22 protein-coding genes and 1 tRNA gene are annotated in these 23,885 nt (G+C 46.3%); 8 read left to right on the top strand and 15 right to left on the bottom strand.

The features are described 5' to 3' along the window. The first annotated feature begins 380 nt into the window (after nt 1-380). Nucleotides 381-2,909: a primosomal protein N' gene (gene priA, locus AC3FZD_RS20180; RefSeq protein ID WP_488737737.1), complete on the top strand. Its 2,529-nt coding sequence runs from the start codon at nt 381-383 to the stop codon at nt 2,907-2,909. 56 nt (nt 2,910-2,965) lie between these two features. Here priA and AC3FZD_RS20175 read toward each other — a convergent pair. After that, nucleotides 2,966-3,038: transfer RNA gene (locus AC3FZD_RS20175), tRNA-Ala, on the bottom strand. Nucleotides 3,039-3,149: 111 nt separating this feature from the next. On the opposite strand from AC3FZD_RS20175, the gene trhO reads away from it, so the two are divergent. After that, entirely contained in the window at nt 3,150-4,043 is an 894-nt protein-coding gene (gene trhO, locus AC3FZD_RS20170) for an oxygen-dependent tRNA uridine(34) hydroxylase TrhO (RefSeq protein ID WP_488737736.1), read from the top strand. Nucleotides 4,044-4,340: 297 nt separating this feature from the next. Here the strand turns inward: trhO and AC3FZD_RS20165 are convergent, their stop codons facing one another. From AC3FZD_RS20165 to AC3FZD_RS20150, 4 genes are all read right to left on the bottom strand, one after another. Continuing rightward, nucleotides 4,341-5,876: a protein kinase domain-containing protein gene (locus tag AC3FZD_RS20165; protein WP_488737735.1), complete on the bottom strand. Its 1,536-nt coding sequence runs from the start codon at nt 5,874-5,876 to the stop codon at nt 4,341-4,343. A 27-nt stretch (nt 5,877-5,903) separates the two neighbouring features. After that, nucleotides 5,904-6,293 (bottom strand): DUF4359 domain-containing protein, encoded by a 390-nt coding sequence (locus AC3FZD_RS20160; RefSeq protein ID WP_488737734.1) that lies wholly within the window; start codon nt 6,291-6,293, stop codon nt 5,904-5,906. 74 nt (nt 6,294-6,367) lie between these two features. Next, on the bottom strand, nt 6,368-7,411 hold the full coding sequence (gene dusB / locus AC3FZD_RS20155) for a tRNA dihydrouridine synthase DusB (RefSeq protein WP_488737733.1): 1,044 nt from the start codon (nt 7,409-7,411) through the stop codon (nt 6,368-6,370). Nucleotides 7,412-7,546: 135 nt separating this feature from the next. Next, nucleotides 7,547-8,098 (bottom strand): Uma2 family endonuclease, encoded by a 552-nt coding sequence (locus AC3FZD_RS20150; protein ID WP_488737732.1) that lies wholly within the window; start codon nt 8,096-8,098, stop codon nt 7,547-7,549. A gap of 114 nt (nt 8,099-8,212) precedes the next feature. Here AC3FZD_RS20150 and AC3FZD_RS20145 point away from each other — a divergent pair, with 114 nt between their 5' ends. Then, nucleotides 8,213-8,554 carry a histidine triad nucleotide-binding protein gene (locus AC3FZD_RS20145; protein WP_488737731.1) on the top strand — a complete coding sequence of 114 codons (342 nt, stop codon included), beginning with the start codon at nt 8,213-8,215 and terminating at the stop codon, nt 8,552-8,554. Between the two features lie 114 nt (nt 8,555-8,668). On the opposite strand, the gene AC3FZD_RS20140 is transcribed toward AC3FZD_RS20145, so the two are convergent. From AC3FZD_RS20140 to AC3FZD_RS20130, 3 genes are all read right to left on the bottom strand, one after another. Continuing rightward, nucleotides 8,669-9,058 carry a type II toxin-antitoxin system VapC family toxin gene (locus AC3FZD_RS20140; RefSeq protein WP_488737730.1) on the bottom strand — a complete coding sequence of 130 codons (390 nt, stop codon included), beginning with the start codon at nt 9,056-9,058 and terminating at the stop codon, nt 8,669-8,671. After that, the gene (locus AC3FZD_RS20135; RefSeq protein WP_488737729.1) at nt 9,045-9,290 is read right to left on the bottom strand and encodes an AbrB/MazE/SpoVT family DNA-binding domain-containing protein; all 246 of its coding nucleotides are present in this window, start codon (nt 9,288-9,290) and stop codon (nt 9,045-9,047) included. The genes AC3FZD_RS20140 and AC3FZD_RS20135 overlap by 14 nt, the downstream gene beginning before the upstream one ends. Nucleotides 9,291-9,371: 81 nt before the next feature. Beyond that, nucleotides 9,372-10,604 carry a pentapeptide repeat-containing protein gene (locus AC3FZD_RS20130; RefSeq protein WP_488737728.1) on the bottom strand — a complete coding sequence of 411 codons (1,233 nt, stop codon included), beginning with the start codon at nt 10,602-10,604 and terminating at the stop codon, nt 9,372-9,374. A gap of 66 nt (nt 10,605-10,670) precedes the next feature. On the opposite strand from AC3FZD_RS20130, the gene AC3FZD_RS20125 reads away from it, so the two are divergent. Both AC3FZD_RS20125 and AC3FZD_RS20120 read left to right on the top strand, forming a co-directional pair. Then, nucleotides 10,671-11,927, top strand: a complete 1,257-nt coding sequence (locus AC3FZD_RS20125) for a branched-chain amino acid ABC transporter substrate-binding protein (protein WP_488737727.1) — start codon at nt 10,671-10,673, stop codon at nt 11,925-11,927. 49 nt (nt 11,928-11,976) lie between these two features. Beyond that, a complete protein-coding gene (locus tag AC3FZD_RS20120; RefSeq protein ID WP_488737726.1) occupies nt 11,977-15,006 on the top strand; it encodes an ATP-binding protein in 3,030 nt (1,009 codons plus the stop codon). Between the two features lie 40 nt (nt 15,007-15,046). Here AC3FZD_RS20120 and tadA read toward each other — a convergent pair whose 3' ends face one another. Continuing rightward, nucleotides 15,047-15,529: a tRNA adenosine(34) deaminase TadA gene (gene tadA, locus AC3FZD_RS20115; protein ID WP_488737725.1), complete on the bottom strand. Its 483-nt coding sequence runs from the start codon at nt 15,527-15,529 to the stop codon at nt 15,047-15,049. Between the two features lie 15 nt (nt 15,530-15,544). Beyond that, nucleotides 15,545-15,850: a glutaredoxin 3 gene (gene grxC, locus AC3FZD_RS20110; protein ID WP_488740398.1), complete on the bottom strand. Its 306-nt coding sequence runs from the start codon at nt 15,848-15,850 to the stop codon at nt 15,545-15,547. A 118-nt stretch (nt 15,851-15,968) separates the two neighbouring features. Between grxC and AC3FZD_RS20105 the strand changes: the two genes are divergently transcribed. Continuing rightward, a complete protein-coding gene (locus AC3FZD_RS20105) occupies nt 15,969-17,435 on the top strand; it encodes a DASH family cryptochrome (RefSeq protein ID WP_488737724.1) in 1,467 nt (488 codons plus the stop codon). Nucleotides 17,436-17,517: 82 nt separating this feature from the next. On the opposite strand, the gene sppA is transcribed toward AC3FZD_RS20105, so the two are convergent. From sppA to AC3FZD_RS20080, 5 genes are all read right to left on the bottom strand, one after another. Next, the gene (gene sppA, locus AC3FZD_RS20100) at nt 17,518-19,338 is read right to left on the bottom strand and encodes a signal peptide peptidase SppA (protein WP_488737723.1); all 1,821 of its coding nucleotides are present in this window, start codon (nt 19,336-19,338) and stop codon (nt 17,518-17,520) included. 48 nt (nt 19,339-19,386) lie between these two features. Continuing rightward, entirely contained in the window at nt 19,387-20,436 is a 1,050-nt protein-coding gene (gene fni / locus AC3FZD_RS20095; protein ID WP_488737722.1) for a type 2 isopentenyl-diphosphate Delta-isomerase, read from the bottom strand. 131 nt (nt 20,437-20,567) lie between these two features. Further along, nucleotides 20,568-21,110 carry a bifunctional pyr operon transcriptional regulator/uracil phosphoribosyltransferase PyrR gene (gene pyrR / locus AC3FZD_RS20090; RefSeq protein ID WP_488737721.1) on the bottom strand — a complete coding sequence of 181 codons (543 nt, stop codon included), beginning with the start codon at nt 21,108-21,110 and terminating at the stop codon, nt 20,568-20,570. A 103-nt stretch (nt 21,111-21,213) separates the two neighbouring features. Further along, nucleotides 21,214-22,191 carry an adenosylcobinamide-phosphate synthase CbiB gene (gene cbiB, locus AC3FZD_RS20085; RefSeq protein WP_488737720.1) on the bottom strand — a complete coding sequence of 326 codons (978 nt, stop codon included), beginning with the start codon at nt 22,189-22,191 and terminating at the stop codon, nt 21,214-21,216. 11 nt (nt 22,192-22,202) lie between these two features. Further along, nucleotides 22,203-22,646 (bottom strand): Rrf2 family transcriptional regulator, encoded by a 444-nt coding sequence (locus tag AC3FZD_RS20080; RefSeq protein ID WP_488737719.1) that lies wholly within the window; start codon nt 22,644-22,646, stop codon nt 22,203-22,205. Nucleotides 22,647-22,875: 229 nt separating this feature from the next. On the opposite strand from AC3FZD_RS20080, the gene AC3FZD_RS20075 reads away from it, so the two are divergent. Both AC3FZD_RS20075 and AC3FZD_RS20070 read left to right on the top strand, forming a co-directional pair. Continuing rightward, entirely contained in the window at nt 22,876-23,268 is a 393-nt protein-coding gene (locus AC3FZD_RS20075) for an AbrB family transcriptional regulator (RefSeq protein ID WP_488737718.1), read from the top strand. A 205-nt stretch (nt 23,269-23,473) separates the two neighbouring features. After that, nucleotides 23,474-23,884, top strand: coding sequence for a hypothetical protein (locus tag AC3FZD_RS20070; protein WP_488737717.1), 411 nt, complete (start codon nt 23,474-23,476; stop codon nt 23,882-23,884). The last annotated feature ends 1 nt before the right edge of the window (nt 23,885 follow it).

Below are 23,885 nucleotides of genomic sequence, written 5' to 3'. Positions count from 1 at the left end.
AAATGAGTTGCACTTCAAAAGATTAAGAATCTGTGGGGTGAGGAGCGACGATTTTAGCAGACGGCTTTTAGGCTGAAGTCCAGTAAATTTGAGCTATAGGGCTTAGGAGTGTCCTTAGTGTAATAGCATAATTTAAAGTTGGCAATAAAGAGCTGAGTAAACGATACAAAAGTTATTGTTGTGTTGTTTTTTCTCAAGTTTCTGTGGAGTACGATACACTCTGACCCTGAAAATGATAAATCCTAATCTTTTTGATAGAATTAAACCAGGATCAAGCTGGGGAGGAGTTGCCCTAGAGTAAATGTATAGCGCTTGGCGCTGGTAATGGGTAATAGGTTTTGAAGACTCCAGCCTGAAAGCAGTTCGCCATCTAAAACTTTATGATCAGCAAATTCGATCGCCTGCAAACACCGGTTGCGAGTTTCCGAGGAGCCGCCTCGAAGAATCCGTTTGATATCCAGTCCTCATCGTCGGATCGGCAGCGCTGGGTGGAGGTTCTGCTGGATGTGGATCGGCAAGAGTTAGAAGATGAGGAGCCAAAGCTTTATACCTATGCGATCGCCCCCAATTTGAGGGTACAACTAGGGGATATCCTGATCGTACCCTGTCGTTTTCAGCAGGTGGGGGCGATCGCCATTCGTCTGTTGTCGGAACCGCCAGCCGATTTACCCCCAGAACGAATCAAGTCTGTACAAGAAGTCATCAGTGCCGGATTTTTTCCCCCCAGCTATTGGCAACTGTTAAATCAAGTCGCTGATTATTACCATACCCCCTTAATGCGGGTGATTCGCATGGCTCTACCTCCAGGATTATTGGCAAAATCCCAACGTCGCATCCGCTTGACGGACTCCATCCCCAAAGAAGGGCAAATTTTTCTTAATCAACCCGCGCAACAACTGCTCAATGTCCTTACTAACAGCAAAACTGGGGATTATTCTTGGCGCTATCTGAAACAACAGGTACAGCAGGCCGATCGCGGACTGAAAGATTTGTTAAAACGGGGATGGGTAGAAACTTACCTAGAACCGCCCCAACCGCCTCAACCCAAACGCCAACAGGTGGTAACCCTGGTTAAGTTTACTGTACCCGAACCTCAAGAATTAACCCCCCGACAACAGAAAATCTTAAGCCTTTTGCATCGTCAGGGGGGGGAAATGTTGTTAACTGAACTGCTGCAACAGGGCCAAACTTCTTCCGGGTTAATCAAAACCTTGGAGCAAAAGCAATGGGTCGTTATTGAAGAGCAGGAACAGTTACGCTATGATACTGGCCCCATGCCCGATCGCGATACCCCCAAACCCCTCACCCCCGCCCAAGCTCAAGCCTTAGCAGCCATTCAGGGGCGTTCGGGGTATCATCCCTTTCTGCTCCATGGCATCACTGGATCGGGAAAAACAGAAGTTTATCTTCAGGCGATCGCCCCCATTCTAGAGCAAGGCCAATCCATCCTCGTCCTCGTGCCCGAAATCGGCCTCACCCCCCAACTGACCGATCGCTTCCGGGCAAGATTTGGAGCGAAAATCCGCGTTTACCACAGTGCCCTATCCGATGGCGAACGTTACGATACCTGGCGGCAGATGCTCCAGGGAACCCCCCAAATCGTCATCGGAACCCGATCCGCCGTTTTTGCTCCCTTGCCCCATCTGGGCTTAATTATCCTGGATGAAGAACACGACACCAGCTTTAAACAAAGCCAACCCGCGCCCACCTACCATGCTCGCCAAGTAGCCCAATGGCGGGCCCAATTGGAAAATTGCCCCCTCATTCTCGGTAGCGCCACCCCATCCATGGAAACCTGGTTTAGTGGCTTGGAGAAAACCGCCACCCGGCTAAGTTTACCGGAACGGGTCGAAAACCGGCCCCTCCCTCCCATTGCCATTGTTGACTTACGTCAAGAACTCAAACAGGGAAATCGGTCAATTTTTAGTCGCAGTCTACAGGATCATTTAAGGCGTTTAGGCGATCTCCAGCAACAAGGCATCCTCTTCATTCCCCGTCGCGGCCATAGTACCTTTGTCTCCTGTCGCAGTTGTGGCTATGTCCTCGAATGTCCCCATTGCGACGTTTCCCTCTCCTACCACTACACCCACGAAGGAGCCAAAGAACGCCTGCGCTGTCATTACTGCAACTTTTCCCAACTACAACCCTCCCACTGTCCCGAATGCCAATCTCCCTATCTCAAGCATTTTGGCACAGGAACCCAACGGGTCACCCAAGAATTAGCCAAACTCTTTCCAGAGTTGCGGGTTATTCGCTTTGACAGTGACACCACCCGCACCAAAAACGCCCACCGCACCCTACTTACCCGCTTTGTGCAGGGAGAAGCCGATGTATTAGTGGGAACCCAGATGTTAACCAAGGGATTAGACATTCCCGGAGTCACCCTAGTAGGAGTGGTAGCGGCTGATGGCTTATTGCATCAGGGAGACTATCGCGCTGGAGAAGAAGCGGTACAAACCTTGACCCAGGTGGCCGGCCGTGCCGGTCGTGGGGATGACCCCGGCCAAGTGATTATTCAAACCTACTCCCCCGACCATCGCGCCATTCAAGCGGTGCAACAGAATAGCTATGCAACCTTTATGGAGCAGGAGTTACAGGAGCGAGAAGCCTATCATTATCCGCCCTATAGTTCCTTGGTGCTGTTTCGCTTCAGTGGTTTGGATATCATGGAAGTGCAAACGGCCGCTCAACAGGTCGCTGAATTCCTAGAGTCAAGAGCAGGAAGCTATGAGATCTTAGGCCCTGCACCCGCACGGGTGATGCGGGTTGCCGATGCCTATCGTTGGCAGATTTTGCTCAAGTTTCCTCCTGGAGCAGAAATAAATCTGCCCCCATTAGGGCAGTTGCGATCGCTCTGTTCAAAGAGAGTTAGTTTAAACTTAGATATCGATCCCCTAAACTTTGGATGATTGAAACCCTAAGTTATCTTCACTCACAGACAGGGAATGAAGAGTATCAATACTAATGGAGGTAAACGGACTCGAACCGATGACATCCTGCTTGCAAAGCAGGCGCTCTACCAACTGAGCTATACCCCCAGAAAACTTAAACATGGGTGAAGAGTTTTAAATTCAGCCCACTCGATCTATTATACACATAAGACTTCATTTGAAAAGAGGTTGAGCTGATTTTTTTTTCGGGGGATGACTATGAGCCTTGTTGTCGCGACGTTTTACCAATTTTTTCCCTTTGCCGATTATGCCGAATGGCGATCGCCTCTCCAAGCCTTGTGCGAACAGCAAGGGATCAAAGGAACGATCCTCCTCGCCTCCGAAGGCATCAACGCCACGATCTCCGGTTCCCGTGCCGCCGTCGATACCCTCCTCACCTATTTGCGCTGCGATCCTCGGCTCTCGGATCTCACCCATAAAGAATCAATCACCTCAAATTATCCCTTCGATCGCCTCAAAGTGCGGCTCAAATCAGAAATCGTCACCCTTGGCCAACCCAATGTTAATCCCAATGAGCAAGTAGGAACCTATGTCAGTCCCCAGGACTGGAACCAATTGATTAGCGATCCCCAAGTCACCCTCATTGATACTCGCAATGACTACGAAGTACAGATCGGCTCCTTCCGAGGGGCCCAAAATCCCCATACCCAATCCTTTCGGGACTTCCCCGACTATGTAAAAACCCATCTTGACCCCCAAAAGCATCCCAAAGTAGCCATGTTCTGTACCGGGGGGATTCGCTGCGAAAAAGCAACGGCCTTTATGCTCAAGCAAGGTTTTCAGGAAGTTTACCACCTGCAAGGGGGAATTCTGAAATATCTTGAAGAAGTACCCGAACCTGAAAGTTTATGGGAAGGGGAATGTTTTGTCTTTGACCAACGGATTGCCGTCAAAACCGGCTTACGTCCGGGGAGTTATGACTTATGCGCCGGATGTGGTTATCCTATTTCTGAAGCAGATAAGGCTTCGCCAGAGTATGAAGAAGGGATCTGCTGTCCCCATTGCGGCGATTACCTTACCCCCGAAAAACGGGCCCGCCAACAAGCCAAATCTCAGCAAAGCCAACTCAAGAAAACAAAGGATAACAAATAAACAGCACCCATCCCCCCACAAAAAAGATCCCAAATAGCCAGAGCAGAAACGTCAGAGATCCTTTCACTTCCAGCGATCCCAGTATAGGAGTCGCTGAGATCAGCAGCAGAATGAAAAAAGCACCAAATAATAGCCATACAGAAGAACTATTCAGACCCATAATCATGTATCGGATAACCTCGTCAATCGATACCCTCATCCTAAGTTACCCTTGACACAGAGCCGAGCATTTTTAAGGTTTAATTTTTAATTAGAAGCAGAATAGAAACTGCCTTTCTCCTAGGGATAATCAAGACTCTAAACTAAGCCACAACTGATACACTTAGAAACGATCGCCTCCACATGCTTTGACCAATCCGAGCCTTTGAAGCGAACCGGGGAGGGCAGATGGGCGACAACCGCATCACTTTTGTACTTAATATAGTCCTCCGTATTACCACTGGGTCGTAAGGGCCATTTTACGGTTTGGCAGAACTGAAAATAGTTTTCTGCGGACTGTTGATAGACTTGAACCTGAAGGGTCAAGCCAAAGCGTCCCTCACTCGTTGCCAGCCACAGGCGATCCACCGTCTGCAAATCTTCACAAGGAATTTGAGCCAGATCGCGGGGAGCTAAAAAGCGGCTCAGGGGTTTACCGGCAGCTTGATGGAGACAGTTCCAAGTTTCCTCATCGGCTGCTTTCCAGCGTTTCAGTTGTAGAAAGCTTTGCAGTTTCCTATAATTCACACCAGTAGCAGAATTTAATTCTACGGGGAGTTCAGAGGAGCCAAAGACCCAAGTTTTGACCACATGAAGGGGGTTTAAGGCTTTGCTAGAGATTTTTGTGGAGATTTCTGTCGGCTGGTTACTTAGAGCTGTCCGACTGGAAGCGGGACGAGGGGTAACGGGTTTTGATCGGGGAGGGGTTGGGGGTTTGGCTTTCGGTGCAGCTATGGCTGTGAGGGAACCCGGAGTAACTGATAGTACAGACAATACCTCGGAGACCGATTGAAAACGCTGACTTAAGTTCCGAGCGACCATGCGATCGAGGGTTTCGGCTAAATATAAATTCACTCGTTTTTCTGGTAGTAAATAATCACGCCATACCCATTTTTCAGTGGCAATATCATAGAGTTCTAAAGGAGGTAGTCCGGTTAATAAATGTAGACAAGTGGCTCCTAAACTATATAAATCACTGGCGGGAAAAACCTTTCCTCGCAACTGTTCTAAGGGCATATATTCGGCACTACCAACGATGGTTCCGGTTTGGTTTAGGGTGGTTTGGGAAACCCATTTTGATACTCCAAAATCAATTAGTACGGGTAAGTTATCCCGTTTACGGCGAATGATGTTTTGGGGTTTAATATCCCGATGAATGACATGATTTTCGTGAACAAACTGCAAAACAGGTAATAGATTTCGTAAGAGTTGTTCAATTTCTTCGGGTTCATATGCGCCTTTTTGTTGCAGTTCCTGAGCTAGGGTGGGGCCATCGACAAATTCTTGCACTAAATAGAGCTGTCGATCTTGCTCAAAATGGGCGAGTAAATTGGGAATTTGATCGTGTTTTCCTAGCTCATCGAGGCGAACGGCTTCTTGGCGAAATAATCGTTGGGCTTTATGAACGACTTGATCGCTAAAGCCTTTGAGGTAGAGTTGTTTGACGACTCGTAGAGGTTGGGAGGGAATATCTTCATCGATGGCAATAAAGGTTTTACCAAATCCCCCTTGACCGAGTTGGGCAACTGGCCGATAGCGTTGTCGGAGATACAAGGATGTACCGCAACTAGAGCAAAATTTAGCGTTATCGGGATTTTTGGGGGATTTACAGTCGGGGTTAACACAGTAACTCATGGGGGTATCCTGGCCAGGAAGGTTACTTTATGGGGTTGATGTTTCTTCTGCCTTCAAGATATGGAAATTGGAAAAAACTCCTAGGGTTTCAAATTCGTAGGCAGGCAGAAAGGCGGCAATTGAAAGGTTAGTTTGATAGATACTGAATAGTATATAGTCTTGGCGCTCGGTGCGTTGGGCAATGATATTTTGTAGTTGGGGTCGAGCCTCTTGTAGGAAGCTATCACAAGATTGTTGCAGGATGTTGCCGAGGGTTTGGTTGGCTTTGTCACAAACGTTTTCTTGGAGATATTCGACTAACTGTTGGGAGGCAAATTCTTCATAGCTGGGGGATTTGGGGTTGGTGGCGACCATTGCTCCTGCTATAGTGGCGATCGCCACTCCTCCGACTAAAGCCACCATTTTTAGCGCTCTCATAACCAGATTCCTGTCTAAATGCCATTCTTGAGGATACATACAACTGCGGCCGATCTCCCGGAAACTGGAGAAAACTAGCCCAGGGGTACGGTTGCGGGATCGAGGTCTAATGCCATCAGTTTGGCGATCGCCCCCTCTAATAAGGTTACCCCGTCTTCCACCGATTCTATCCGGGCCAACTTACCGCGTAATTCTCCCGCACCATAGAACTCTTTAGCGTACCAAGTCATATGTTTGCGAGCCTGACGAATGCCGCGATCGCCCTTATACTCGTACAAGGCCCGTAAATGCTCCTTGGCACATTCTAAGCGCTCGATCGCCGTTGGTTGCGGTAATTTTTCTCCCGTCTTCAAAAAATAATCAATTTCTCCCACCAAAAACGGATACCCCAACGTCCCCCGCGAACACATCACCCCATCCGCTTTCGTTTCCTGCAAACAGCGTACCGCAGCTTCCACCGAGAAAATATCCCCATTAGCAATCACCGGAATCGACAAAATCTCCTTTACCTTCGTAATCCATTCCCAACGGGCCGGCCCATTATACCCCTGAGCGCGAGTCCGACCATGGAGTGTCAGCATTTTTGCCCCCGCATCCTGCATCCGTTGGGCAAACTCCAGGATATTAATTTCCTGATTTGACCAGCCAATCCGGGTTTTCACCGTCACCGGAACCTCAACGGCTGCGGTAACTTCCCGCACAATCGCCTCTGCCACTTCCGGTTCCCGCAACAAGGACGAGCCGCCCCCATTTTTAGTGATCTTATTGACCGGACAGCCCATGTTAATATCCACCGTATCGGCTCCTTCATCTACCGCCATTTGGGCTGCTGCCGCCAAGAAATCCGGGCGACAGTCAAAGAGTTGAATACTAATGGGGCGCTCGTTGGGGTCTACCTCCATCAATTTTGGCAACTCCCGTACATAGTGTAATCCCGTAGCATTCACCATTTCCGTATACATCATGGAACTGGGAGCATAACGACGCACCAAGCGACGAAAGACCAAATCTGTCACCCCCGATAGGGGCGATTGTAATACCCTAGAATTGACTTCGACTGTGCCAATTTTCAGGGGAGAAGAGAGTCGGGTTTTCAGTTCTGGAGACAAGGCAACCATGGTGAATCTATGGGATGAGCGTTTAGGTTTAATTATACAATCTGGATTAACGCGGGGGGAGAAGAAACTGGGTTTCTGCCCAGGTTGAGGACATAAAAGAGAAGATGCGCGAGAAACCCGGTTTCTAGACTACGCCTAAGCATTAAGGAGCCGTTGGACTTGAATCTCGACATCCTGAAAAGCAGTGGGGGATAGGGTTCCGGTGGTTAGAATGGTTTCTTTAGCATAGTCCCCATTTTGGGGCTGGGTGTAAACCTGGAGTTGACGATCTTGGAGATTGACAACCCAGTATTCCGGTATTCCTGATTCAGCGTAGAGTTGTTTTTTAGTGGTTGTATCTTGAGTCAGGGTGGTGTTGGCAAATTCGATAATCCAAAAGACATCCCCAGGATAGGGATGGTGTTCTAGGTAGACTCGTCCCAGAGGTTGAACAATAGCCAGAGCGGGAACGGGTTCTGAGTTATTGCTGAGGGTGATGGGGTGCGCTTCACGGATTTTGACCCGGTTACCCAATAGACTCCGCAGATAGTCGCCAACTTCGCTGTTGTAGTAGGCGTGGGGTTCTCCCTCTGGTGGCATAACGATCAGTTCTCCGCGTATCAGTTCCAGATTTTGGTCGTTGAATATCCCGGCGCGGATGGCGTGGTGATAAGGGGCGATCGCCCATTTATAGGGTGTGACAGTCATCGTTTACACTGCTTTGGGCTATTCAGTAATGAGTAATGAGTAATAAGTAAGAGTTTAACCCGGTTTCTGGGTGCTGTATGATGAGAGCAATTCAACTTATCGCCCTTCGATACTATGAGCGAAACCATTTTTAGTAAGATTATCCGCAAGGAAATTCCAGCAGATATTGTCTATGAAGATAACCTTTGTCTGGCATTTAATGATATTTCTCCCCAAGCTCCGGTTCATATTCTGGTGATTCCTAAAAAGCCGATCGCCAAATTAGCCGATGCCCAATCCCCAGATCATGCGTTAATGGGTCATTTATTACTCACAGTTAAACGAGTAGCGGAGCAAGCAGGACTGAGTAATGGGTATCGAGTGGTGATTAATACAGGAGAAGATGGAGGGCAAACCGTCGATCATCTCCATCTCCACATTCTCGGAGGACGCGCTCTGGCTTGGCCTCCAGGTTAGTTGCTCTCATCCCCCAGCCCTTTCTCCCACGGGAGATGGGGGGATAGGGAGACAGGGGAATGGGGGGATTGAATCACAGGATGCCCAGTTGATTTCTCAAAATTTTTGCGTTTGCTACTCTAGATAACGAAATCCTTTTTCGCTAGTCAGCTTGCGATCGAAACTCACGGTTTCTGTACAACCTGCTTGATGAGCGATCGCACCAATTAAGTAATCTGCAAAATCTGCTTTTCCTTGTTTATAACGTTGTATTGCTTGTGCAATGGTGGAACGGCTTTCAAATTCAAAATCTGCACTGTGTAACATGGCTTCTAGAGCATGGACAATATCATCCGTACTCAACCCATAGTTTTTTCCCTTCAAAACCCAAACCAATTCACAAAGAACGATATGGGTAATAAAGCAAGGCTTGTTTTGCCCAATGACTTCAACTGCTTGTTGCCACTGTTTTTCATCATCTTTGGTCAGGTAGCGAACCAAGATATTGGTGTCAAGTCCAATCATTCGCTCCCTCAGCAATTGCCCTATCCATTTCTTCGAGGGTTGTTTTTTTCATTCCTGGTCGGTATAACATTCCTGAGAGTTCTTCCCCTCGAACATTAAGGGGAAGAAGTTTGACTTGACCTTCTTCATCAATGACAAAACTAATTTTACTGCCACTGACGAGGTTGAGACGATCTCGGATTTCTGGAGGAAGAGTGATTTGTCCGGTATCGGTTAAAGTTACGCTAAACATAAGGGTTGTTTTTGACTAGACTCCATAGTACCTTTATTTTACAGAAGCTTTTGAAAAAAGGCGATCGCCACAGATCGACGGTCACCGGCCTAATAAATTGGCAATGCCCTCACACCCCCCAGGAATAGTTTTGCGGGAGGCTTCGCCGCACCAAGAACAGCAATAATGGCGCTGTTCTTCTGAGAGTTCTTTGACTTGGGAAAAATCAGCATTTTCTACAACTGCACCGGTGAATTCTCCGGTTTTGTAATTGGGGGTATGTTGGCGATCGCGGGGGGTAGCCGTTTCGGCCGATCCATAAAAGAACCTTGCCCCTTTTAAGTCAGCACCCTCTAAATTGGCTTGATACAGCACGGCCCGCGATAAGTTAGCCTTGGTTAAATCAGCATTGCTTAAATCGGTGCGGACTAAATACGCCTCACTTAAATCTGCCCATCTCAGGTCTGTACTGACTAAATTGGCTCCAGCTAACATCACGCCTAAATTAATCACCCGAATCCCATGAAGACGGTCTTCTTGATAGCCCCCTCGACCATCAAAAATCGGTCGTCCTAAATGATAATCCCGGCGTAGGGGAGTGAGGAGATTGGATTGGGATAAAAAGCGAATAACTTTGGCTTTTCCGGCGGCATTAACACTGCTGAGAATGGCGGCAGTTCGACCTTCGGCAAAACAGCGCTCTTGGGGCCAATCTTCTAACATGCCTTCATCATCTAATGCTAATTCAGAAATGCCTTGAAAAAAGGCATCAATGGTTTGTTGTTGGGTGATGGTATTTTGCTGAATGGTTAAGTCTTTGGAAATTACATATTGTCGCCAGGAAATATAAACGGCTAAAATGGCGATCATGATTTGTCCGACAGCGCCTACCCATTCGGCCCAAGAGCCAAATTCATCCCATTTAACTTGATTGAGCCAGTTGCCAATGGCGCGATAGAGTCCTAAATAGTTGAGGAGTCCAGCTAGGGAAACAAATAAACCGATAAATCCGATGAGCTGCGATCGCTGTCTAGGGGTAAGATCTTTGAGCGTCCAAGCTAATGTGGGCCAAACTAACCGTAGAGCGATCGCAAAAGCAACGCCAGCGCCAGAAAAGCCGATCCAGAGATTATGAAGCGATAATCCCACAAACATAACGGCGATCGCCACCACCATCACCCAATCCCCCGATGGCGGGGGTTTAGTCTGCCAACGCTCCGGATTAAACTCTGAAGGAGGTAAAGTTGAGGGCGGTTTTTCTAGGGAATGGCGGGGCTTCCCTTGGGGACTAGGGGAGAGAGGAGACGAAGACGACGCAAAGGGATCGGGCATCATAAAAAATTGGCAAGAATAATCAAGGGAGTGCCATCTTAGAAAAGAGATAGCAGGTAGTCTTTAGACATGATACTGAAAAATAAGTGGACAATTACTTATCTGTTGATGCTCTTGGGTATCCTAGGATTATCGGCTTGTGGATCGAGACTTCCTGAATGCAGGGATCGTTTAGGATGTGTGACGATTCTACCCGATGAACCCATTGAGCTAGGGGTGCTGCAAAGCTTAAGTGGCAGTATGTCCCCAGTGGGCACAACCCAGTTAAACAGTATTAAGTTGGTTATCAAACAACGGGATACTCAAATCTTGGGCCATCCCCTAGTGTTGCAGACCGAAGATGAACTTTGCAGTGAGGAAGGAGGAGCCAATGGCGCTCTGAAATTGGCAGCTAATCCCCAGATTATTGCTGTATGGGGCACAACCTGTTCTAATGCAGCCACCCAAGCGAGTCAAATTCTTTCGGAAGCGGGACGGGTGATGGTCTCTGCGACTAATACCGCGCCTTCCTTAACTGCGGTGGGTTCTAAAGCTGCCAGTGATTGGTATGTGGGGTATTTTCGCACGACCTATAATGGGGCTAAAGTGGGAGAAGTGGCGGCTCAATTTGCGATTGAACAGTTGGGGGTGAAAACAGCCGCCACTTTGAATGATGGAGATGCCTTTACCCAGGGATTAAGTCAATCTTTTGAGCAGGCATTTAAGCAATTGGGGGGAAAGGTGGTTTTAAGTGGAGCAGTGAATAAGGGCGATCGCAATATGAAGCCAATTTTAAGGTCAATTGCTGCATCACAGAGTCAGATTTTATTTATGTCCCTTTTTCCCGCAGAAGCGACGGAACTGCTGCGCCAATTAAGGCAGATGCCGGATTTATCAAACTTAAGTTTAATGACTGGAGATTCTCTGCAAAGCGATCCGGTGTTGACGGTGATCGGTGAAGATGGAGTAGGGTTATATTTTGTCAGCTTTGCTTGGCCGAATCAGGACGCTTTGGCTCAAATCGAACAGGCCTATGAAGCTGAATATGGTCAGCCTCCAGAGCATCCTTATTATAGTTTTGCCTATGATGCAGCTAATATAGTTTTAGAGGCGATTTCTGCTGTAGCGGTGCGATCGCCCAATGGTACACTGCAAATTGGCCGTCAAGCCCTGCGAGATGCTTTGTACAATACCTCTAATTTCCCCGGAGTTACAGGATCTTTGAGTTGTAATCAATTTGGGGATTGTGCCTCTGGTCACTTTAGCATCCTGCAATTCAACGATCCGGCTGCTGGTTTAGAGGGGTTGAATGCCAATCGAGTCTATCTCCATCAACCAAATCCCTAAAATGCACTGTTGATTCTGTTACCATTCATCGTTTCCGTCCGAATATGATATGATACCGGCGATCGTCGCTCAACTTAGAAAACTCCAACACTGGTGGAATCGATTAAGTATTACCACTAAGTTCTCCACAGGCTTTGGGGGATTGTTTGGATTAATTATCTTTGTTTCTATCAATAGTTATATTGCCTTGAAAATTGTTCAAGGTCAAGCCGAAAAAGACATTTCTATCAGCGTAGAGCTTCAGCGATTAGTTCTAGAGATGGATCGAAATCTACAGGAAGCTCGTACCCATCAACGGGATTTTTTCTTGCGTTATCCAGAAATCGGCTTTAGCCAAGCTAAAGAAACTTATGCCCAAGAAGCGGTGGATAATATTAATGAAGTGGTTCGCTTAACCACTGAGTTTAAACAAATCATTGAACAACCCCAAGTCAGTGATTCCTTAAAAAAAACCAATGTAGATTTGAGTTTGTTTGTCTCTTCAGCCGAACGCTATGAAACGACCTTTATTGAAGCTGTTGAATTAGTGACACAACTAGCCCAAGAAAAGAATGGACTCAAAGACCAATTAGATAATTGGGGGAGTGAAGGAAAAAAAGCCATTCAATCCCTAGATCTCCAATGGCGGGAACAATATCAAGCCTTACGTCTGGCAGAAAAAGAGTATTTGATTACTCGCCAGCGTCCCCATATGCAGTCAGCCTTTAACATCTTACTTGAATTAGAGAAAAAAATAGTAGAAGACTCGACTTTTAAACCGGAAGAAAAGACAAAACTATTCAATATTCTAGAATCCTATAAAAAAACAGCCGAACAAATATTAATAGTCGATGCTTCAATTCAATCTCGATTCCGCGATTTTGACTTGCAGGCTAAAAACATCGATCGAATTTCTAATGACCTCATTGCCTTGAGTAATAAAGAAGTCATTAAGGCAGAAGAACGAGTAGAAAAAGCCAGCTACTTAATATATTTAATCTTAATTTTATCGGCCCTGTTTGGGTTATTGTTTATAGCCATCATTGCCCGATTATTTCAAAAAACAATTACGCAAAAAATAATCCAACTCACCCAAGGTGTTAATCAGATTAAACAAGGTTCTCTTGACCATCGTTTACCCATAGAATCGGAAGATGAATTAGGAGAATTAGCAGAAGGGTTTAATCAAATGGCGACTCAACTGCAAGCCTTAGTCCATAATTTAGAACAACAAGTCGCAGAACAAACAGTAGCGATTCGCAAAAGTGAATCCCTGCTTAACGAAACCCAAAAAATTGGTCAATTAGGAGGATGGGAATTTGATTCTCAGACTCAAGAGTTAGTTTGGACTCAAGAAGTGTATTATATTCATGAACTTGAAGCAGATTATGTCCCGACTTTGGAGGGCATGTTATCCTTTTTTGAGGGGGAGTATAGAGAACACTTACAAACAGCCATGAATGAGGCGACGCATAACTTAGCTGAATTTGATTTAGAACTGCCTTTAATGCGTCATTCGGGGGATTTAATTTGGGTTCGTTTAATTGGTCAACCCTTTCAAGAACCCGATCGAGGGGTTAAACTTAAAGGGACATTACAAAATATTAGTGACCGCAAAGAAATTGAAATTGCTCTGCAAAAAGCCAAACAAGCGGCTGATAGTGCCAACCAAGCCAAAACTGAATTTTTGTCTAGCATGAGTCATGAACTTCGCACACCCTTGAATGGTATCCTCGGCTATACTCAGATTTTAAAACGCTCTAAAACTTTGGAAGCAGAAGACCGCAAAGGGGTAGAAGTTATTCATGAGTGTGGTTCCCATTTACTCACTCTAATTAATGATATTCTCGATATGGCTAAAATTGAATCGAGAAAAATAGAGTTGTATGACGAACCTTTAAATTTGAGCTATTTTCTGGATGGGGTAAGTTCAATTTGTAAAATCAAAGCGCATCAAAAAGGGTTAGGATTTAGAAGTATTTACGATCCTCGGTTACCGAAAACGATTATTGTGGATCAAAAACGCTTACGGCAAGTTTTAATTAATTTGATTGGTAATGCGATTAAGTTCACAGATGCTGGAGAAATTACTTTTAAGGTTGATTTTGTAGATTGGATATCTAGATCTGATAAAACCTATACTAAAATTCATTTTGAGGTGAAAGATACAGGAATTGGAATTACCCCAGAACAACTAGAGAAAATATTTTCCCCCTTTGAGCAAGTTGGGGAGAAAGCACGCATGTCTGAAGGTACAGGTTTGGGATTAGCGATTAGTCAAAATATTGTTAAACTAATGGGAGGTGCGCTAAATGTTTCTAGTGTTCCTAATCAAGGGAGTTGCTTTTTCTTTGAAATTCAGTGTTTATTAGGTGAAGAAGCCCTATCTTCACCCTTGCCTGTTTTGGAAAATAGCATTGCTGGATATCTGGGAGAACAGCAAACAATTTTAGTGATTGATGACCGTTGGGAGCATCGCTCTTTAATCGTTAATTTGCTCAAGTCTTTAGGATTTCGGGTGATGGAAGCAACCGATGGTAAGGAAGGACTCAAGGAAGCGGAAAAAGTGACACCGGATTTAATTATTACTGATATGTTTATGCCGGTGATGGATGGCTTGGAATTGACTCAAGTTATCCGACATTTGGAGGATTTAAAACAAGTTCCGATTATTATCTCTAGTGCCAGTATTCCGGGTTTGGATTCGGAATATAGACCGCAGATTGATTGTGATGATTTTATTCCAAAACCGATTGATACAGAAGTTTTACTGGCTAGTTTGAAAAAACATTTGAATCTCACTTGGGTCTATGCAGACGATCGGGATTTAGATCATCTGGATTATCCTCTGGATCAATCGAAAAATAGTCATGTAGTGCCGATGAAGTTTCCGCCAAAATCAGAGCTACAAAATCTCTATCGATCGGCAAGAATCGGTGATATTGAAGATATGGAAAATGAGGTGAAGCGCTTAGGTCAACTCCATGCGGATTATTACTCTTTTGTAAGTTATACGTCTCAGCTATTAGATGAGTTTGCGATCGAAGAAATTAGGGTTTTGTTAGAAGATTTTTTCCAAAAGGTCGAAAATTCGGCTTAATCGAATGTCAGGAATATAGCCCCATTCCTCCATTCCCCCACTACAGCGATCTTCGTTGAGCAAACCAGGATTGTAACTGTTGGCGACAGGGGGATTCCAGAATTCCTGATAATACTTGAAGATGGTGGTTAGAAGCAGCGCTATCGGGCAGATTTAAAACGGTGCGAATGGCTCCGGTTTTGGGGTCATCGATTCCATAAACGAGCTGCTGTAAACGAGCATGGATAATGGCTCCGGCGCACATGGGGCAAGGTTCAAGGGTGACATAGAGAGTGCAGCCTTCTAAGTGCCAGGAGTTGAGGCGATCGCAGGCTGCACGAATTGCCCGGATCTCAGCATGGGCTGTGGGATCGCGATCTTTTTCTTTGTGGTTTGTGCCTTCTGCGAGTAATTGTCCTTGGCGATCGGTAATGACTGCCCCCACAGGGATTTCTCCTGCTTCCCCTGCGCTTTGGGCTAACTCAAGAGCGCGAGTCATCCAATGGCGATGATGTTGATAGAGGGGATGGGTTAAGGAGGACATGGGGTTTGAGTCGGGTTATTGGGTGAGTAGGGGATTGAGTTGTCCTTGTTGCTCTAGAGCATATAAATCATCACAACCTCCGATGTGGCGATCGTTAATAAAAATTTGGGGAACCGATCGCCGTCCTTTAGCCCGTTCTGCCATCTGGCTTCGAGCCACTTCATCACCATCAATTTTGTATTCGGTATAAGAAACCCCTTTGCGCCATAGTAATAATTTGGCTCGGATACAGAAGGGGCAAGTTTGCCAAGTGTAAATTTCAACTTTCGCCTTAATCTGTTCTGAAGGACGACCCAACCAGGAATTGAGAAAATCGAGCATAGGGTAGAAACATTCCATCACGATACTGCCTTTCATTTTAATCAAGCCTTGCTCCTTTTATGGCAAACTGAAGAAAAGCCTGCTCAATCAACCGATCCATCCCCTAGGCAGTAGACTGATGAGCCAAAAACCGATCCTTCTTTGGTATCGTAACGATCTGCGATCGCACGATCATGAACCCCTAAACCAAGCCCTGAAAACTGGCGCTGTAGTCATTCCAGTATATTGTTTTGACTCTCGTTGGTTAGATAACACCCATTTTGGCTTTCCCAAGATGGGTGTTTTTCGCGCTCAATTTCTCCTGGAAAGCGTCAGTAACCTGCGCCAAACCTTAAGAGATCTAGGCAGCGATTTGATGATCCGTCAGGGGTTACCGGAAAAAGTGATTGCTGAGTTAGCCATAACTCTAAACGCCAGTGCTGTCTACTATCATCAAGAAGTGACTGCTGAAGAAAAGTTAGTTGAAACCAAACTTCGCCAAGCCTTAAGCCAGCATCAGATTAGCATCCATGGTTTTTGGGGGTCTACATTGTATCATGTGGAAGATTTACCTTGGGCGATCGCCGACCTTCCCGAAGTATTTACCCCCTATCGTCAAGCCATCGAAAAACGCTCTCCAGTTCGCGCTACTTTTCCCACTCCCAATAGACTTCCCACCTTACCCAATCTCGATCCAGGACCATTACCCACCCTAAAAGAATGGGGACTCGAACACCCCCGATCCGATCCGCGAGCCGTTTTATTTTTCAGGGGTGGAGAAAAAGCAGGACTACAACGGATAGAAGATTATATTTGGCAGGGAAATCATTTACAACATTATAAACAAACTCGCAATCAAATGTTAGGGGCAGATGGTTCATCTAAGTTTTCACCTTGGTTAACTTTCGGTTGTCTCTCCCCCCGTTTCATTTATCAAGAAGTTCAAAAATATGAATCAGAACGGATCAAAAATGAGTCCACTTATTGGCTCATTTTTGAACTCCTCTGGCGCGATTATTTTCGCTTCATCTGTGCCAAACATGGAAATAAAATATTTGATGCTTCTGGACTGCAAGGATTGTCCTTTCCTTGGAAACAAGATTGGCAGCAATTTGAACGCTGGCAACAGGGAAATACGGGATTTCCTTTAGTCGATGCCAATATGAGAGAATTAGCGGCTACTGGATTTATGTCTAATCGAGGTCGGCAAAATGTGGCTAGTTTTCTGACGAAAAATTTAGGGATGGATTGGCGCATGGGGGCAGAATGGTTTGAATCTTGTTTAATTGATTACGATCCCTGTAGTAATTGGGGAAACTGGAATTATGTGGCGGGAGTAGGGAACGATCGCCGTGGCTTTCGCTACTTTAATATTGCTAAACAATCCCAAGATTATGACCCAAAAGGACAATATGTCAAGCATTGGTTACCGGAATTAGCTAAAGTTCCTCCGACTAAAATTCATCAACCTTGGAAGTTGTTAGCTGTGGAGCAAAAACGCTTTGGCGTTCAGATGGGTGTAGATTACCCTTTACCAATGGTGGATTTAAGCGAATCAGTACAAATGAATCGTCATATTTATAGCGCTTCAGGTGGTAATCCGTAAGTCAGTTTTTGTGTTCCTTGGTGGCTTTTGGGCTTGATGAGGTTAACTCAGATGGAGCGATACCACACGAAGTGCTGATGAATCACTCAATTTCCAAATAAAAGGGCATTCGAGTATACATCCCTAAAGGATCGTTCAGGGTTATTAAATCATCTACTTCAGCTTTAAATTTCTGCACTTCCTCCATCAGCCAATCTGAAGCTTCTGGAGTATGGCGAATGCCAATTAATTGCTCAATTAATCTCTCTTCTAAACTGCGGGTTTGGGGATATTCTTCTAGCTGCCAATCTTCTCCTAATTGGGCCTTTTCTGCGGCTTGGGCGATCGCCTGTTGCAACCCTCCCAATTCATCCACTAAGTTAATCCCTTTTGCATCTTTGCCTGACCAGACGCGACCTTGGGCGATTTGATTGACTTGTTCTACCGTTAAATTACGGGATTGGGCTACTTTTTGCAGAAATTGCTGATAAATTTGATTGACATTGCGTTGATATAAACTCAATTCAGCCGGAGAGCGAGGGCGGGCGCTGCTGCCCAAATCGGCATAGGCTCCGGTTTTCACCACATCCCAAGTAATGCCATTTTGATTGGCGATTTGTTGAAGATTGGGTAAAATTCCAAACACGCCGATGGAACCAGTAATGGTACTGGGTTCTGCTAAAATACGATCGCTGGCTGTGGCAATCCAATAGCCCCCAGAAGCGGCATAATTGCCCATGGAGATAATCACCGGCTTATTCGCGGCTCGGATTAACTCTAATTCCCGCCGAATCACTTCGGAAGCAGTGGCACTGCCTCCCGGACTATTAATCCGTAAAACGATCGCTTTCACCCGATCATCTAAACGCAAATCTCGCAAAATGGACGCATAGCGATCGCCTCCAATCTCATTTTCTCCCACCCGTCCTTGACCATCAACAATCGAGCCTTCCGCATACACCAAAGCCACTTTTTGCTCCGACGTGCGATCGACTGCCCCCTCAATTTCCCTGGGAACACTCGCATAGGTGGGGAAACTAATTTTCCGAAAACTTTCCGCGTCTTCCTTACTCTCCGTTAACGTTTTCAGATCCTCAATCACCTGATCCTCAAACCAAATCTCATCCACAAAACCATTCTCTTGGGCATCATTAGCAAATAATATCCCACTCCTATTGGAAAGGGCCTGAATTTGGGCCGCATCGATCGGGCGATCGCCACTAATCTGTTCTCGAAAATCCGCCCAAATCGTATCAAGCAGCGCCTGGATTTGCTGGCGATTTTCTGGGGATAACTGGGTTGAAATAAACGGTTCTACCGCCGATTTATATTTTCCTGCTCGGATCACCTGAACCCCAACCCCATACTTTTGCAGCGCTCCCCCTAAAAACATCACCTCCGAACTTAACCCATTTAACTCCAGATTCCCCATCGGATGAACGATCACCCGGTTAGCCACCGAAGCCAAATAATACTCCTTTTTAGTCCAACTCAAATCGTAGGCAATAATGGGTTTTCCTGCTTCCCGAAACCGTTTCAGCGCCGCCCGAATTTCCCGTAAATTGCTCCAACCAACTCCTACTTCTGTATCTGTCCCTTGCAAATATAAGCCCACAATCCGCTCATCGGCGATCGCACCCTCCACCGTATCCAGAAATTGCCGCAGCGTAATCGTCTGTTTCGTTGTCCCCGAAAGCGCCTCATTAATCGCCGTTGTCGTCGTTGAACTCGGTTCCGTATCATTAATTCGCAACCCCAAATCCAACACCAAAACCGATCGATCCTTCACCTGGGGAGTTGTATCTTTTGCCGCCAAGCTCGCCAGCAACACAATAAATCCCCCCATCCCCAGAACACCCAACAACACCACACCGATCAACGTTCCGAGGATACTGGCAAACGTATATTTGAGGAATTGACGCATAATTCGAGACTCAATAGAGGGCAAGACAACCACAAGCATATCGCTCGATCATGACATTTTTTGTAAACTCTGGGCGTATTTTAGGGAACTCAGATCGCCATGACCCGTACAGAATAGCACCGTTTTCAGTTCCGCAATCAACACCTCAGCCAATTCTCTTAACGCCTCTTCCCCTTGCTCGGCCGCTTGCAGAAAGGGCCAAGCCAAGCCAACCAGATCGGCTCCCAAGGCAATCGCCTTGGCCCCATCTAAACCCGTCCTCAAGCCACCCGAAGCAATCAAGGGTATGGAGCGATTCATCTGCCGAATCTGCACCAAACACTCAGCCGTCGGCATCCCCCAATCGCCAAACGTTTGCCCCAAACGGCGCTGTAGCGGATTTTCCGCCCGCTTGCTCTCCACCTTCGCCCAAGATGTTCCCCCCGCACCCGCCACATCAATCGCCTGTACCCCTGCATCAAGCAACCGTTGAGCGCAACGAGCAGAAATCCCATTGCCTACCTCTTTAGCAATCACCGGTACAGACAACTTCTCGCAAACCTGGGCAATTTTCGGCAGCAATCCCTTAAAATTCTTATCCCCACGAGTTTGAATACATTCTTGCAACGGATTCAAATGTAAAATCAGGGCATCCGCTTCTAAGAGATCTACCACCCGTTGACACTGCTCCACCCCATAGCCATAGTTAAATTGCACTGCCCCCAAGTTCGCCAATAACAGGATATCTGGGGCTACTTTCCGCACATTAAAGGTATCCGCCACATCCGGTTTTTCCACTGCCACCCGTTGCGACCCCACCCCCATCGCCAAACCATACTCCTGAGCCAAAGCAGCCAAGCGGAAATTCACCCGTTTTGCTTGCTCGGTTCCCCCCGTCATTGAAGAGATCAAAAAGGGAGACCCCAAAGATTTGCCCAGAAACGAGGTCTGCACCTGGAGTTGGTCATAATCCCAATCCGGTACACAATCATGGATGAACCGATACTGCTCGAATCCAGAAGTCGTGCGTCGGAATTGCACATCATCTTCCAGACAGATCCGCAGATGATCGGCTTTACGAGTTTCGATATCCGTAGGAGCAGAAGGAGAAGTAACCATAAAGTTCAATTGGGGGCATTATACAGAGTCAGTTTATCCTTTTTGTCGGCCCATGGAAACGCTATAGATCTCCTCTGCATAGTAGGATTGTGGCGATCGACATCGAAACCGGAGCTTTTTTCGCCCCTAGTTTACAGAACAAAGCGCTGCAACTCCACAGCATCCCGGCCATCCACCTCTTTTAAATAAACCTTCACCTGCTCCTCCCTAGAAGTCGGTAACTGTTTCCCCGTAAAATCCGGGTGAATCGGTAACTCTCGATGGCCCCTATCCACCAACACCACCAACCAAATTTCTGCCGGTCTCCCATAATCACTCACCGCATTCAGGGCTGCTCGAATCGTTCGCCCCTTATAGATCACATCATCCACTAAAACCACCGTTTTACCCGATAAATCTAGGGGAATTTCCGTTTTAGCTGGCGTTCTCACCCCAATTTGATCTAAGTCATCCCGATAAAACGTCACATCCAATGCACCTACCGCAATCGAGGTCTGTTCCAACAACAGGATTTGTTCAGCAATTAAATGGGCTAAAGGCACTCCGCGAGTGTGGATACCCAATAACACCAGTTGGGACAATTCCCCCGATTTTTCAATAATTTGGCAGGCTAACCGGGTTAAGGTTCGACGAATTTCGTCAGCATCCAGAATTTCAACAATTTGAGCTGTCATGATTGCACCGCCAGAGGAAAGAATGGGGGGAAGTTGGGTTAGAGGGATGTTTTGATTATCAAGGATCTGTCTGAAAAAAGCCAGGAGCATCAACGCCCTAATCCTAGAGTTGGAATAAGAGTAATCCTAAAGCAATCCCTAGTCCTAACCAGACTAAAAAACAGGAGCGGGTTAGGGTTAGGGCTTGGTGGATCGAACTGGAGCTAATGGGGTAGATTGGATCGCCTAAAGGGGGTTTAATTTTGATCGTTCCTCGATAGGTATTGACTCCCCCTAATTGAACCCCTAAAATGGCCGCATAGACACATTCACTCCATCCAGAATTGGGGCTAGGGTCATGCACTGCATCCCGTTGACATAGGGCCCAAACTTTTTTAAATTGACCGGATAATAGGCCCAGGGTGATAACAGTTAAGCGACAGGGCAGCCAGGTGAGCAAGTCTTCCAATTTGGCACTAAACCAACCTATATATAAGTAGGGGAGTTCTCGATAGCCAATCATGGAATCTAAGGTACTGGCGGCTTTATAGCCCATGGCCAGAGGAACAGCCCCTAAACCGGGAATTAAACTGCCTAAAATAGCATAGAATAGGGGCGCTGTCACACCATCAATGGCATTTTCAGCAATCGTTTCTAGGACGGCCCGGAGAATTTCTGCTTCATCAAGGGTTTGGGTATCTCGGCCCACATACAAACTCAGCTTTTGGCGAGCTGTGTCGAGATCTCCTGCTTGTAGAGGTTTGAGAACATCTAAGGCAGCATTGTGTAAGCTTCTTCCGGCAAAACAACTGGCTAAAAGTATGCTTTCGATCGCCATTCCTAGGAGCGGATGGACAGGGGTAGCTAGTCGGATGATTCTATCACTAACTAGGGCAGCCAGGCCTATAACTGTAAGACCTAAGATAACTCCTGCCCACCGTTGGCTCTGGGGAGAGTGGCAGCATTTGAGGATAAACCCTGTACCCAGGCCGATCGATTTTCCCATGAGTTGAACCGGATGGGGCCAATCCCAAGGATCGCCGATGATATAATCGAGAATTGAGGCGATTGCTAATGGGATCTGGGGCCAGAAGAAGAGCATAAGTTTTTGAACTAAACCACAAAATTACTGGCTTCTCCTTGGTTCGCTTGCCAACTGCGAGCATCAAAGTACAGATCTTGTAGGGAAATAGTATACAGGGATTCTTTAAGTTTTTGATGGAGGCGATTCCATAAACTATAGGTTACCCAGTCTTCTACTTGATTGCTATGGGGAGGAGAATCAGCTAGAGAGGGTAAGCTTTCACCGACAGCTTCCAGAATTTGCCCCAGAGAAATATGGGCCGGTTTATGGGCTAAACCATAGCCTCCTTGGGCCCCTCGAACGGAATAAACTAGACCGGCTTCTCGCAGTTGGATTAGGAGTTTTTCTAAATAGGCCGCGGAGATATCTTGACGAGTGGCGATCGCCTGCACAGATGATGGGCCATAGCCCGGTTGTAACGTTAAATCTAAGAGAGCCTTAACACTGTAATGGCCACGGGTTGTCAACTTCATCGTCAGGGCAATCTATCAGGGATATTAGGTGGCTTATGACCTTGATGGAATCACTTACTATCCCTCAGTTAGGATGGGGTGGCTAAAGGTCACGATTTTATTTTGACATGGGTTAACTTTGGTTCGGGGTGTTGTAATATATTGTTACTAGCCGGTGGAAAGAAAACCCGTTTTTTTTTCGGCAAATATCAGTTAAACTGAAAACAGTTCTAAGTTGAGTCGTTAAGTGATGAGTAAAAAAGAAAAAATGAAGCCTCTAGTCGGTCAAGAGTTAGTCACCAAGGTTAAAGAGCTAGAAAACCTGAGCAAAGAGGAGAAAGCAAAAGAATGTGGCTACTGTACCTTCACTAAGAGTGGGGTAGAGCGGGTGAATATGATGAAATTCCTGAATGCATTGATCGATGCAGAAGGGATTGAGCTGGATGGGAAAAACTCATCTAATGGGCGGGGTGGACGCAGTGCCAGCTATCGAATTAGTGTTCAATCCAATGGGAACTTACTCATTGGTGCAGCTTACACCAAGCAGATGTCCCTTAAACCGGGTGATGAGTTTGAAATTTCTTTAGGTCGTAAACATATTCATCTCAAGCAAATTGGAGGAGAAGATAGCGCCTCAGAATAGACCTTTGCGCCTCGTTCCGGATCGACCAATGGGCAATTACACATCCTGAATCCACGCCCGTGAATTCGGGTTCAAGGGAGAAATACAGGAAAAAGACTCCAGAACACAGCTAATCTGGAGACCGCTTCAAAAGAGTAAGGATTCTTAACCTGATTTCTCCCTAGGCCTGGGGTAGAATAAAAAGGGTTTTCAACGCATAAGTGCAATGAATGCAGATACATTTAATTTTGAGAGTCACTCCCCGACTTGTCCCGTCTGTCATCGAGTCCAGGTCTTACCTTTAGGACAGTTCAAGAGTGGATTGTATATCTGTCCCCATTGTCATCAACGATTAGTGGTGACCAAGAGTGGCCATTATGTGCGCGATCCATTTATATTGAAACCCTTTATTTCCAGTCAATTACTGCGCCGCCAAAGTCATCCCTTGGCTAGGGTAATCAGAGATTTTGGCAGCGCTACCCCTCCCTATTGGATGACGGTGATGGTTAGTATTGTTCTGTTTAGTTTTGCCCTAGCTGGTATGGAACGGCTGAAACCGCTAGAGAATCCCATACCCCATTGGATGGAAGAGGGAAGCGAGATAATGCGATCGCTACATCAGGAATTAGAACTTTAAT

It is taken from the genome of Roseofilum sp. KMC-1, assembly GCF_057802075.1.
This window is presented reverse-complemented; position numbering and strand designations above follow the sequence as displayed.